Below are 12000 nucleotides of genomic sequence, written 5' to 3' on the forward strand. Positions count from 1 at the left end.
CCTCAGCGGTAACCGGTCGCGTCGTCATAGGTGGAGAAGTCCACCAGCGTGCCGAGCATCTGCAGATAGGCGATCAGCGCATCCATTTCGGTGAGCTGGGCCGGATTGCCGTCGAAGTCACCGACCTTGGCCTTCGGATAGCGGGCAAGCAATCCTGACGTGTCGGCGTTCGGATCGGCCTGGGCGGCGAGATCCGCAGCCGCCAGCTCGACCATTTCGTCCGAGTAAGGCACGCCGACCATGCGGTTTGCCTTCAGGTCCATCTGAACATTCGTGACCTTGAGCGGGGTCTCCTTCAGATAGGAATAGCTCGGCATGATCGATTCCGGCACGACGTCGCGCGGCTCGCTCAGATGCTGGACGTGCCACTCGTTGGAGTAGCGGTCGCCGACGCGGGCGAGATCCGGCCCTGTGCGCTTGGACCCCCACTGGAACGGATGGTCGTACATCGACTCCGCTGCCAGCGAGTAGTGACCGTAGCGCTCGACCTCATCCTTGAACGGCCGGATCATCTGGCTGTGACAGACATAGCAGCCTTCACGGACATAGATGTTGCGACCGGCCAGTTCGAGCGGAGAGTAGGGGCGCATGCCCTCTACCTTTTCGATTGTGTTCTCGAGGTAGAAGAGCGGGGCGATCTCGACGATGCCGCCGATGGTGACCACCAGAAGCGAACCGAGGAAGAGAAGGCTCGTGTTCTTCTCGAGGATTGCGTGTTTATCAAGAATGGACATGAAAACCTTCCTTCTCATTCAGCCGGAACGGCGGCGGGAGCGACCGAACCGGGGATCGGGGCTTCCTGGCGCTCATAGCCGAGGATGGTCATGAGGATGTTGTAGGCCATGATCAGGCTACCCAGCAGATACATGCCACCACCGACAGCTCTGAGGACGTAGTAGGGGAACATGGCAGCGACGGACTCGGCGAACGAGTAGACCAGGAAGCCCTGGGCATCATATTCGCGCCACATGAGACCCTGCTGGATACCGGCGACCCACAAGACGGCGGCGTAGACGACGATACCGAGCGTGGCGAGCCAGAAGTGCCAGTTGACCAGACGCAGCGAGTACAGGCGATCACGGTTCCAGAGCTTGGGCGTCAGGTAGTAGACGGCACCGAAGGTGATCATGCCGACCCAGCCGAGTGCACCGGAGTGAACGTGACCGATGGTCCATTCCGTATAGTGGCTGAGCGAGTTGACGGCCTTGATGGACATCATCGGACCTTCGAAGGTCGACATGCCGTAGAAGGCAATCGCGATGACCATCATGCGGATGATCGGGTCGGTGCGGATCTTGTCCCAGGCGCCAGACAGCGTCATCAGACCGTTGATCATGCCGCCCCAGGAAGGCATCCACAGCATGATCGAGAAGACCATACCCAGTGTCTGCGCCCAGTCCGGCAGAGCGGTGTAGTGCAGGTGGTGCGGGCCGGCCCAGATATACATGAAGATCAGGGCCCAGAAATGGATGATCGACAGGCGGTAGGAATAGACCGGACGACCGGCCTGCTTGGGCACGAAGTAGTACATCATGCCGAGGAAGCCGGCGGTGAGGAAGAAGCCGACGGCGTTATGGCCGTACCACCACTGCGTCAATGCATCCTGGACACCGGAGAAGACCGAGTAGCTCTTCACGCCGAGGAAGGAGACGGGCACCGCCAGATTGTTGACGATGTGCAGCATGGCGATCGTCACGATGAAGGCGAGATAGAACCAGTTGGCCACATAGATATGGCTCTCCTTCCGGGTCATGATCGTGCCCATGAAGGTGATCAGATAGGCGACCCAGACGACGGTCAGCCAGAGGTCCACATACCATTCCGGCTCAGCATATTCACGGCCCTGCGTGATCCCCAGCAGATATCCGGTAGCGGCCATGATGATGAAGAACTGATAACCCCAGAACACGAACCAGCCGAGCGAACCGCCGAACAGGCGCTGGCGGGAAGTGCGCTGGACCACATAGAAGGAGGTGGCGATCAGCGCATTGCCGCCGAAGGCGAAAATGACGGCTGAGGTGTGCAGCGGACGAAGCCGGCCAAAATTCAGATATGGCTCAATGTCGAGATCGGGAAAGGCGAGCTGCAGCGCGACGACCACGCCAACGAGGAAGCCGACGACGCCCCAGAAGACCGTGGCAATGACGCCATAGCGCACAACCTCGTCGAAATATTCCGACTTGGCCTTGGCCTCGACAGCCTGAGTGGCGCCCACCTTCGACGGCGCGAACTGCATCCGCCGCAGCATCACGATCGTGCCGGCGGTGAGCACGAAGAACGCAACCCACATATGGGCTGCGAAGAGGCTGTCCTGGGTGAAGGCCACCCCGAGCAGCGCGGCGAAGGCGAGGACCGCCATCACCAAAGTCTCGACAGTATAGTTCATTGTTGGAATCCCCCAACGGCTTGCTGATCTCATCGCGATACGTCCGCTCCGTCTGGAGAATCCTCTCGCGTCGACTGCACCATTCGCATCGGCAGGGGCAAAGCACCTTGATCCAAGTCAATGCGCATTCGCTGAAAATTGGCGACCTTCTGCTTCGCATCCGGGTTAGCGACCTCTCGGGCCGGCTTCGGGCAGTGCACGAGTGACGGCCCGGCACGCGTGTCTTGGGAGTGCTGGCATGCCGCCGACCGGTGTGCCGTTGGAGATATCGGACATGCTGACCACAACGACGACTGATATGGCGGGGCCGAATGCGGCGAAGACGGGAAATGCCCGCCTGGACGCCGGCAAATGGGGGCTGGACTGGCTGCACCGCGCCCAGGAGGAGCAACTTGCCCTCTGCCACGAACTGGAAGAGATTGCCGATTCGCTGCCGGGCAGCGTCAATCGCCAGAAATGCATTTACGCCGCAAAGGCGCTCGGCCCCCTGATCAAGGGGATCCATCACTACGAAGAAACCGTGCTCTTCCCGCAACTGCAGGCGGCAGGCGAAGCCAACGATCACCTGGCTTCGACGCTTGAACGGTTGAAGTTCGAGCACTGCGAGGATGAGTGTTTTGCCGAGGAGCTGACGGATGCGCTGCTGCGCCTGGGTTCGGGCTCGGCGGTCAACATGGAGGCTGTGGGTTACATGCTGCGCGGCTTCTTCGAGGGGCTACGCCGCCACATCGCCTTCGAGCGTGAGCATTTGCTCATGGGTGTCCGCCCCGATGACGCCCCAGCGCCGGCCGATCAGGTCAGCTGAACCGGTTCATGACTGCCGATCAGGCGGCGATGCCGCCGACCATCGGTTCGTCCTCGCCAAAGGTCAGGACCGCACCGTTGATCACGCCCTGAGAGGCCCGCAACGGGCTGTAGCGCGCGCGCAACATCACCGCGCCATCCGCCATCGATCGGAAGACCGCCGAGATGGAACCGGTGCGACCGGCAAAGGCGGCGTCAAGCGCTTCTCGCAGGTCCTGGCGCATATCGGGGTCGGGACAGATATCAAGCACACTCCGGCCGATCAGGTCCATCTGCGGCGCGCCCAGCATACTGGCCATCGGCGGGTTGGCGAAGAGATACCGGTAGTCCCGCGTGACCACCGCAATCCGCTCCGGCAGATTGTTGAGGATCGTCTCATTGAGCATTTCGTCGTCATCGGAACCGGACGTTTCCGCGCTGATCGGCACATGCATCGGCGGAGCCGCCTGCCCGCGTCTCGGGCCGAAATAGCGTTCGACAAGCAGGGACAGCATGGAGGCGTGGCGCAATACGCAGGCCCGATCGTCAGCGTCCTCGCGGATCAGCGACGTCACCAAGCGCATCTGCAGGTAAATGTCGTCGGTATCGGTCGCCCGGTAGCTGACAAGGTCGGTCAACAGAGGTTCGATCTCGCGGTCGATGGCACGCACCAGCTCATCATTTCCGCTGCGAATGGCCTGCTGCAACAGACGATTCTTCAGCGATATGCTTTCTGACAGGACGCGTAGATTTGCATCTCGAAATTCGCCGAACGACATTCTTCACCTCACCAGCGGTGTGACGAAATTCAGGAATCCATCACACGGTTCTCGTGTGGAGCCGTAACATGAGGTGGCATCACCTTCAATTCCAGCGAGCGGTCGGCAGTGCTCAGCCCAAAAAATGTTACGCTTGAAACGCTCACAACCGTCAGAAATGAGGGATTAAATCTTCCGCTTAATATTCCAGCGGTCATGGTACCAGAGCCATTGCTCCGGTAGCTCGCGCACCCATGATTCAACCTTGTCATTAAGCACCTGCGAAGTGGCGTTGACGTCGATCTGCCCCTTTTCGTTGCGCGGCAAGGTGATAGCCGGTTCGATCTCCAGGCGGAAACGGTTGCCCGGCAGTCGGATGCAGCGAGCCGGATAAACCTCACATTCGAACTGGCGTGCGAGCTTGGCCAGTAGCGGATTGGTCCGCACGGGAGTGTTGAAGAAGCGGGTCTCGACACCCTTCTTGAACTTCTGGTCGACGAGAACGCCGACGCCGCCGCCATGTTCGAGCTGCCGTGCAAGGGCAAAGGAAGAGCCGGCATGGGACGGCACCAGCTTGCCCATTCGCTTGCGGCGGAAATCGAAGACCTTTTCGGCGACGTAAGGGTTGTTCGGCGGCCGAAACAGCACCGTGACGTAAAGGCCGAAGGCGGCACCAGCCACGGGCAAAAGCTCAAAATTGGCCGTGTGGGCGGTAAAGACGATGAAGGGCCGCGGATTGTCGCGCAGGTCCAGGAACTGCTCGACGCCGGAGACCTCGACCCTGCCCTCGCCCGGCCGCTGCGGGTCAAAGTCAAACAGCCTGTCGAGGAAGACATATTCGGCTGCAAGCCGGCCCATATGGCCCCAGCTTGCAAGCGCGATGGCCTCCCGCTCGGCCGCGGATTTCTCTGGAAACGCGTTGCGCAGGTTGACCTGCATGAGGTGGTGGCGCTTCGTCTTCGGACCGATCCAGCGCATCAGCCGATCGGCGAAGTTGATCGCCGCGTCAGCCGGGAAGATCTTGAGCGCCGTCAAAAACCCGAAGGCCAATTGCGCAATGGTCCAGTGATAGGCCTTGCGCAGGAAGAGCACGATGCGGGTGATGAACATCCGCACCGGATCAATCCATCTTCAGGATGATCTTGCCGAACACCTGGCGACCTTCCATCCGCGACAGAGCTCGATCGATGTCATCAAAGGAAACCTGCGTATCGATGACCGGATGGACGATGCCGCGCGCCATCTTCTGCATGGCGTTCGCCATGTTTTCCATGCGGCAGCCGAAGGAACCGAGCAGCTTCAACTGTTGCTGGAAAAGCATCATCAGGTTCATGTCGGTCGAAACACCCGAGGTCGAACCGCAGGTGACGAGGCGGCCACCGCGCTTCAGGCAGAGCATGGAGCCGGCCCAGGTGTCCTTGCCCACATGTTCGAAGACGACATCGACGCCCTTCTTCTTGGTCAGCTTGCGCACGACACCTTCGAAACGATCGGTGCGGTAGTTGATGACATGATCGGCACCCAGCGCCTTGGCCGGCTCGATCTTGTCGTCGGAGCCGACGGTGGTGATGACGGTGCAGCCCATCTTCTTGGCCAGCTGGATAGCGGCCGTGCCGATGCCGGAACCGCCGGCATGAACGAGGATGGTCTCGCCCGGCTCCAGCTTGGCATTGTCGAACAGCATGTGTTCGACCGTGCCGAAGGTCACCGGAGCAAGAGCCGCACCGATGGCGTCGACACCCGGAGGGGCCGGCACCAGCAGACGGGCCGGCAGGTTGATCTTCTCCTGGGCGAATCCATCGAGGTGGAAGCCGTGCACGCCTGAGACGTTTTCGCAGAGATTGTCGCGGCCTTCGCGGCAGGGCTTGCAGAGACCGCAGGTCCGCGCGCCGTAGACGGCGGCGAGCTGGCCCGGCAGGATATTGCCGACACCGGGGCCAATCGCCTCGACCACGCCGGAAGCTTCCGCCCCGATGACAAGTGGCATCTTGCGCTTGGCGAAGGCCATGCCGCGCCAACCCCAGACGTCAATGTGGTTCAGCGCGACCGCTTTGACGCGCAGAGTCACTTCGCCCGGACCGGGCGCTTCCGGCTCCGGCAGATCGACAATTTCGAGCTTGCGGTCTTCGACCAGTTGCAATGCGCGCATGACATCTTTCCTTCAGGGCTTAGGGCGGATGAGGCGTCGTCACGCTCTCATCATCATGCCCGGGCATGTCCCGAGCATCTGCCGACCTTCATTGTTCTTTGCGAGGTTCGTGGATCCTCGGCTTGAAGCCGAGGATGACGTCCCGCCTTGTTGGCGCAGGCCTTAGACCGGATCCCGCGTCATGACAAGGCTGGCATTCTGGCCGCCGAAGCCGAAGGAATTGGAGAGAACGGCCGACACAGACGCCTCCCGCTTCGCATTCGGCACAACGTCGAGCACGATCGAGGGATCGGCATTGGCGTAATTGATCGTCGGCGGCAGCGTGCCGGTCAGCATGGTCTGGATCGAGAACACCGCCTCGACCGCACCGGCGGCGGTCAGCGTATGACCGATCATGGACTTGTTCGACGAGCACGGTATCGCGTCCTTCAACCGGTCACCGAAGACGGACAGCATGGCGCCATATTCCATCTTGTCGTTTTCAGGCGTCGAGGTGCCATGGGCATTGATATAGCCGATTGCGTCCTCGGAGAGGCCAGCATCGGCAAGTGCTGCCTTGATCGTGGCAATCGCCGGGCCGCCGTCGGGGGACGAGCGGGTGCGGTGAAAATAGTCGGCCTTTTCGCCGCAGCCCTTGATAACGCCGAGCACCTTGGCGCCACGGGCCACTGCGGACTCCAGCGATTCCAGAACGAGGGTGGCTGCCCCCTCGGCGATCACGAAACCGTCGCGCTCCTTGCTGAACGGCTTGGATGCCTTTTCAGGCGGATCGTTCTGGGTTGAGAGCGCCGAGAGCAGCGAGAAGCGGATGACGGATTCCGGGCTGATCGAACCGTCGGTCGCGACCGTCAGTGCACGGTCGGTCCGCCCCTGACGGATCGCCTCGACGCCGAGCTGGATTGCGGTGGCGCCGGAGGCGCAGGCCGTCGACAGCGTCACCGGCAGGCCGCGCGTGCCGAACTTGTCGGCGAGGCGCTCCGAGATCGAGCCGAACTGTACGGCTTCAAGGAAGACCGGATCCGGCTTTTCGCGCATGGCGGCAAGGAAGCGCACATAGGCGTCGCTCGGCTCGGTCGACGGCGGCGCGCGCTCTGCTAGCGCAAAACGATCGTGCCATTCCGGCTCGACCGGCGGGGCGGCGAGAAACAGCGGCCCGTTGAAATCACCGTTGAGGCCAGCCTGGGCGAGCGCTTCGATCGTGGTTTCGCGCGCCAGCGCGTAGGAACGCTCGACAGCGTTGTTGGCCGGCACCGCGATGAAATCGACGGTACCGCCGATGCGGGTTGACATGCCCTCGGTTTCGAAGCGCTTGATGTAATGAATGCCGGACTGGCCGGACGTCAGCTTCGCCCAGTTGTCGGAAAGCCCCTGGCCAAGCGAGGTGATCACGCCCATGCCGGTAACGGCGACGATCGGGCGGCCGAGGTGATCCTTGAAACGTGTGTCAGTCATCGAACGATCTCCTCACGCATCGGCCGAGAGCACGGCAAGGCCCTCGCCCCGCACATAGCCGACGGTGGTGACGATGGCATGCCGCGCGGCGGACGCTTGCGCGGTCTCATGGGCGGCATCGAAGGCGGGAACGATCGCACCGGAATCGATGGCAAGTGCCGCAAGAGCAAGCCCCGCCGGGAACTGCGCTTCCAGCGAATGGCCGATCGAACCGGCAAAGCCGCGAACAGGCATGCCGGAGAAACGTTCCGCAAGGGAAGCCTTCTCACGTCGCGTAAGGTCCGCGAGGCCCGACGCCCCGGAAAAGACGATGGTGTCGTCAGCCGAAAGCGACGAGGCTTCGGGCGCGATGCGGTTGAGGCGCGCCTCAAGCTTGCCCTCATCGCGGCTGCCACGATCGCCTTCGACAGCGTCGAGCACGGCGTAGATATGTGCGCCCCGCGCTTCTGCATGCTCACGGGACTCAAGCACCAGAAAGGCCCCGACCGTTCCAAGGATCATGCCGCCGCCCTCAGAGCCATCGCGCGCCCAAAGCGGCTGCCATGGACCCGTCTGGTGGGCGCGGATTCCCTCGACCAGGAGCAGGATATCGGCGCGCTCGGCGATGAAGGCGCCGCCGACCAGGGTGTGGGTCGACTGACCGGCCTTGATGCGGGCAAAGGCGGTCTCTATGGCGGATATGCCGGCGGATTCCTCACCCATGAAGGTCCGCGACGATCCGGTGACCTTGTGCACGATGGAAATATTGCCAGCGAGCAGATTGGACAGCTGTGCGAGGAAGAGCGTCGGGCGAAGCTCGGTGGTCAGCTTTTCGATCAGCAGCCGTTCGCGGTCGTTGCGCTTCAGCGCCTCGTCAACGATCAGGCTGTCGACCGCGATGTCACGTTCGCCACCGCCGGCGGCCACGATCAGGTCCATCGAGCCACAAGCCTCGACATCGTCCTTCATGCCGGCATCATCGAGCGCGAGGCCCGCCGCAAACACGCCGAGGCGCTGCCAGTTTTCCATCTGCCGCTGGTCTTTGCGACCAATCTGGGCAGACCAGTCGATCTCAGGCAGGCGGTGCACGACGTAAGGGCTGAACTTCTCCGTCTCCAGCACCGGCTCCGGTGCCTGGGGAGAAGACAGGAGGGCGATATGCGGCTCCTTGCCCGTGCCATGGCAGGTGACGATGCCAATCCCGGTGATCACCACATCATTCGGCTGTTTGACCATATGCAATCCTCTCGCCGACGGGAGGGTCGGCGTTAAAAAGCGGGTTTTCCCGAATAAGGCCCGAAGGTCAAGAGGCGATTGCGTCAAAGCGCAGGCTGAGGCCTTTAGCCCTGTGCAGCCATGGCAGCGACGAGGCCGACTTCCTCGGCACGCTTGCGCACGATCGGCGCCAACGGCACTTCGGAAAAGGGCACGGTGCGCAGCTTTAGCTGGGCATCGCAGACCTTCTTGCCGGCGCTGGTGATCCTTGCCTTGGTAACAGCAAAGCCAGATCCGTCGTGTTCCAGCTCCGCCTCGATATCGAGGATGGCGCCCGGCTCGACGAAAGTGCGCATCTTGGCACCATCAACCGACATCAGGAAAGGCATGGCGGAAAAATCCTTGACCGCGAGCAGCAGCATGCCGGAGGCCTGCGCCATGGTCTCGATCAGGAGAACGCCGGGCACCAGCGGCATGCCGGGGAAATGACCCTCGAACACGGGGCTTTCCATCGGCACGACCGACTGGGCCTTCAAACGACCAAGGCCGAGATCCACGCTCTCGACCTTGTCAATCATCTGGAAATATTCAAGCAGCATGACGATTTCCGTCCTTGAGAAGACGGATCAGCCCTTGGCGGCCTTCAGTTCGTCGATCTTGGCACAGAGGTTCTTCAGGACGAAGTATTCCTCGGTCGAAACCTTGCCTTCGTTGACTTCCTGCGTCCACTGCTCAAGCGGGATCTTGATGCCGAATTCCTTGTCGATCGCGAAAACGATGTCGAGGAAGTCGAGGCTGTCGATGCCGAGGTCGTCAATCGTGTGGCTTTCCGGCGTAATCGTCTCGCGATCGATTTCGCTGGTGTCAGCAATGATGTCGGCAACTTTGTCGAATGTAGCGGTCACGCCAGTACCTCATATGTCTCAAATTCTGTGTTCCACATAGGGAAAACAGGGGGAAATGCCAATGGCCGTTTTTCGCGGACGCAACATTTGGCCCCGAGGTGTTGCCTAAACAGCAATGGAATGCCGGCCCTTGCCGTTGGCGAGGTAGCTGTCGAAGACGGCCGCAATCGTGCGGGCGAAGGGTCGGCCAGCCTCCGTGATGGTGAAGCGATCGCCCACCAGCCGACAGATATCATCCTGGTTCGACGCGGCGAAGCTACCCGCTTCCCCGACGATTGCCTCCGCGTCCGCACCGAATTCGGCCCGTAACGCGTCGAAGGAGAGTTCGAAGCGGCACATGATTTCCTCGATCACCCGGCGCCGCATGCGGTCGTCATCGGTGACGGCCACGCCGCGCACTGCGGCGAGCCCCCCGTTATCAGCCATGCGCTGGTATTCGCCGGTCGCTGGCATGTTCTGCACATAACCCTGAGGCAATTGCCCGATCGAAGAAGCCCCGAGCCCGATCAGCGCGTCGGCTGCGTCGACCGTGTAGCCCTGGAAATTGCGGCGCAGGCGCCCTTCCCGCTGGGCGATCGCCATGCTGTCGGTAGGTCGAGCGAAATGGTCGATACCGATCGGCTCGTACCCCGCCTCCACCAACATTCGGGCTGCCAGGCTCATCTGGGCAAAACGCGCCTCGATGCCGGGCAGCACGTCCTCCCTGATCATTGTCTGGTGCTTCTTCATCCACGGCACATGCGCGTAGCCGAAGAGCGCGATCCGATCGGGAGAAAGCGAGAGAATGTCGCGCACCGTATCGGCGAGCGTCTCCTCGGTCTGATGCGGCAGGCCATAGAGGATGTCGCAGTTGACCGAATGCACGCCCCGCACCCTGACGGCATCGACCACCGACTTCGTATGTTCGAACGTCTGGATACGGTTGATGGCGCGCTGCACGTCAGGGTGGAAATCCTGAACACCGAGACTGGCACGTGTCATCCCGATCCGCGCCAGCGCATCGTAGCGCGGTTCGTCCAAATCGTTCGGGTCCATCTCGACGCTAATCTCGACCTCATCCGAGAAACGGAAGGCGTCGCGCAGCGCCGCCATCAGATCGACGAGATCGTCCGGCCGCACCATGGTCGGCGAACCGCCACCAAAATGCACGGCAGTCACGACCGCATCGCGGTTTACGAGCTTTCCGACGGCCGCGATTTCTTTTCTTAAAGATTCCAGATAGATCGCGATAGGTTCATATTTCAGTGTATGCTTTGTGTGGCATGCGCAGAACCAGCAGAGCCGGTCGCAATAGGGAATATGGAGGTAGAGGGACAGCGTCTGCTCGTCGGTGATTGCCTGCAGCCATTCGGCATAGACGCCCGTATCGACCCCCTCGTGGAAGTGCGGTGCCGTTGGATAGCTGGTATAGCGCGGCACGGCCCCGGAATATTTTTTGAGAAGTGAATCTGGCATGATCTGCGTGGTCCCGAAGCTGTGTCGACTACGACCAAAGATAGCGCCGTGCGACAATGCGGCCTTTGACTTCGATCAATTTGATGTTACATTTCTCAAGTAAGTTCTACGGAACTCAGAGGCCGAAAAGGCCATGCAGGTCGTTCGATGCGGATCGTTGTCGCACGGCCTCCCAGGGCGGCGTGATCATGGACACCTATCTCAAACATTTGCCGGAATGCGAAGCCCCGGGCGTTTGTCGGGCTTGCGAGGCGCGTCACGGCGGGCTGTGCTCGGTATTGACCGCGAACCAGCTCACCGAACTCAACCGTCACTCCATTCGCCGGCGAATCGACGCGGGCAATGAGGTGATCGGTCAGGGCGAGACGGTCGGCAGCTACAGCAACATTCTCAAAGGTGTGATCAAGCTTTCCAAGATGATGGCGGACGGCCGCCAGCAGATCGTCGGCCTGCAGTTTGCGCCCGATTTCCTGGGCCGCCCCTTCCTTGGCGAAAGCACCATCACGGCAGAAGCCGCGACCGACACTGAAATCTGCACCTTCCCACGCAATGTCGTCGACCGCATGGTCAGCGAAGTGCCGGACATGGAACGCAAGCTGCACAACCAGTCGCTCAAGGAACTGGACGAGGCACGCGAGTGGATGCTGACGCTTGGCCGCAAGACGGCACAGGAAAAGGTGGCCAACTTCCTCTACCTGATCGCCACGCATATCGATCCGGATCGCGGCAATGCCCAGACTTTCGATCTGCCACTGTCACGCGCCGATATCGCGGACTTTCTCGGTCTGACGATTGAGACGGTGAGCCGTCAGATGACCAAGCTGCGCAAGGACGGCGTCATCGTGATCGAGAACAATCGTCACGTCATCGTGCCGAAGCTGGAGCGCCTGCGCGACGCCGCCGGAATCGATTGACCTT

Annotated in this window: 12 protein-coding genes; 2 read left to right on the forward strand and 10 right to left on the reverse strand. The window is 61.2% G+C overall.

Features of this window, described 5'->3' with window-relative positions; genetic code table 11:
* Nucleotides 1-2 precede the first annotated feature (2 nt).
* Both ccoO and ccoN read right to left on the reverse strand, forming a co-directional pair.
* The gene (gene ccoO / locus FJQ55_RS10595) at nt 3-734 is read right to left on the reverse strand and encodes a cytochrome-c oxidase, cbb3-type subunit II (protein ID WP_140827771.1); all 732 of its coding nucleotides are present in this window, start codon (nt 732-734) and stop codon (nt 3-5) included.
* A gap of 14 nt (nt 735-748) precedes the next feature.
* Entirely contained in the window at nt 749-2386 is a 1638-nt protein-coding gene (ccoN, locus tag FJQ55_RS10600; protein WP_140827773.1) for a cytochrome-c oxidase, cbb3-type subunit I, read from the reverse strand.
* A 274-nt stretch (nt 2387-2660) separates the two neighbouring features.
* Here ccoN and FJQ55_RS10605 point away from each other — a divergent pair, with 274 nt between their 5' ends.
* Nucleotides 2661-3191 carry a hemerythrin domain-containing protein gene (locus tag FJQ55_RS10605; protein ID WP_246085071.1) on the forward strand — a complete coding sequence of 177 codons (531 nt, stop codon included), beginning with the start codon at nt 2661-2663 and terminating at the stop codon, nt 3189-3191.
* A 19-nt stretch (nt 3192-3210) separates the two neighbouring features.
* Here the strand turns inward: FJQ55_RS10605 and FJQ55_RS10610 are convergent, their stop codons facing one another.
* From FJQ55_RS10610 to hemN, 8 genes are all read right to left on the reverse strand, one after another.
* The gene (locus tag FJQ55_RS10610; protein WP_246085072.1) at nt 3211-3876 is read right to left on the reverse strand and encodes a PAS domain-containing protein; all 666 of its coding nucleotides are present in this window, start codon (nt 3874-3876) and stop codon (nt 3211-3213) included.
* 237 nt (nt 3877-4113) lie between these two features.
* Nucleotides 4114-5037, reverse strand: a complete 924-nt coding sequence (locus FJQ55_RS10615; RefSeq protein ID WP_208758208.1) for a lipid A biosynthesis lauroyl acyltransferase — start codon at nt 5035-5037, stop codon at nt 4114-4116.
* Between the two features lie 10 nt (nt 5038-5047).
* Nucleotides 5048-6076: a zinc-binding dehydrogenase gene (locus FJQ55_RS10620; RefSeq protein ID WP_140827779.1), complete on the reverse strand. Its 1029-nt coding sequence runs from the start codon at nt 6074-6076 to the stop codon at nt 5048-5050.
* A gap of 162 nt (nt 6077-6238) precedes the next feature.
* Nucleotides 6239-7528 carry a beta-ketoacyl-ACP synthase gene (locus tag FJQ55_RS10625; RefSeq protein WP_140827781.1) on the reverse strand — a complete coding sequence of 430 codons (1290 nt, stop codon included), beginning with the start codon at nt 7526-7528 and terminating at the stop codon, nt 6239-6241.
* Nucleotides 7529-7540: 12 nt separating this feature from the next.
* The gene (locus FJQ55_RS10630) at nt 7541-8743 is read right to left on the reverse strand and encodes a beta-ketoacyl-ACP synthase (protein ID WP_140827783.1); all 1203 of its coding nucleotides are present in this window, start codon (nt 8741-8743) and stop codon (nt 7541-7543) included.
* A gap of 104 nt (nt 8744-8847) precedes the next feature.
* Nucleotides 8848-9321 carry a 3-hydroxyacyl-ACP dehydratase FabZ family protein gene (locus FJQ55_RS10635; RefSeq protein WP_140827785.1) on the reverse strand — a complete coding sequence of 158 codons (474 nt, stop codon included), beginning with the start codon at nt 9319-9321 and terminating at the stop codon, nt 8848-8850.
* Between the two features lie 27 nt (nt 9322-9348).
* Complete coding sequence (locus tag FJQ55_RS10640) at nt 9349-9627, reverse strand: acyl carrier protein (protein ID WP_027675812.1); 279 nt, start codon at nt 9625-9627, stop codon at nt 9349-9351.
* A 105-nt stretch (nt 9628-9732) separates the two neighbouring features.
* A complete protein-coding gene (gene hemN / locus FJQ55_RS10645; protein ID WP_140827787.1) occupies nt 9733-11082 on the reverse strand; it encodes an oxygen-independent coproporphyrinogen III oxidase in 1350 nt (449 codons plus the stop codon).
* Between the two features lie 188 nt (nt 11083-11270).
* Here hemN and FJQ55_RS10650 point away from each other — a divergent pair, with 188 nt between their 5' ends.
* Nucleotides 11271-11996 carry a Crp/Fnr family transcriptional regulator gene (locus FJQ55_RS10650; RefSeq protein WP_140827789.1) on the forward strand — a complete coding sequence of 242 codons (726 nt, stop codon included), beginning with the start codon at nt 11271-11273 and terminating at the stop codon, nt 11994-11996.
* Nucleotides 11997-12000: the final 4 nt, after the last annotated feature.

The sequence above is a fragment of the Rhizobium glycinendophyticum genome, from assembly GCF_006443685.1.
GTDB classification, from domain to species: domain Bacteria; phylum Pseudomonadota; class Alphaproteobacteria; order Rhizobiales; family Rhizobiaceae; genus Allorhizobium; species Allorhizobium glycinendophyticum.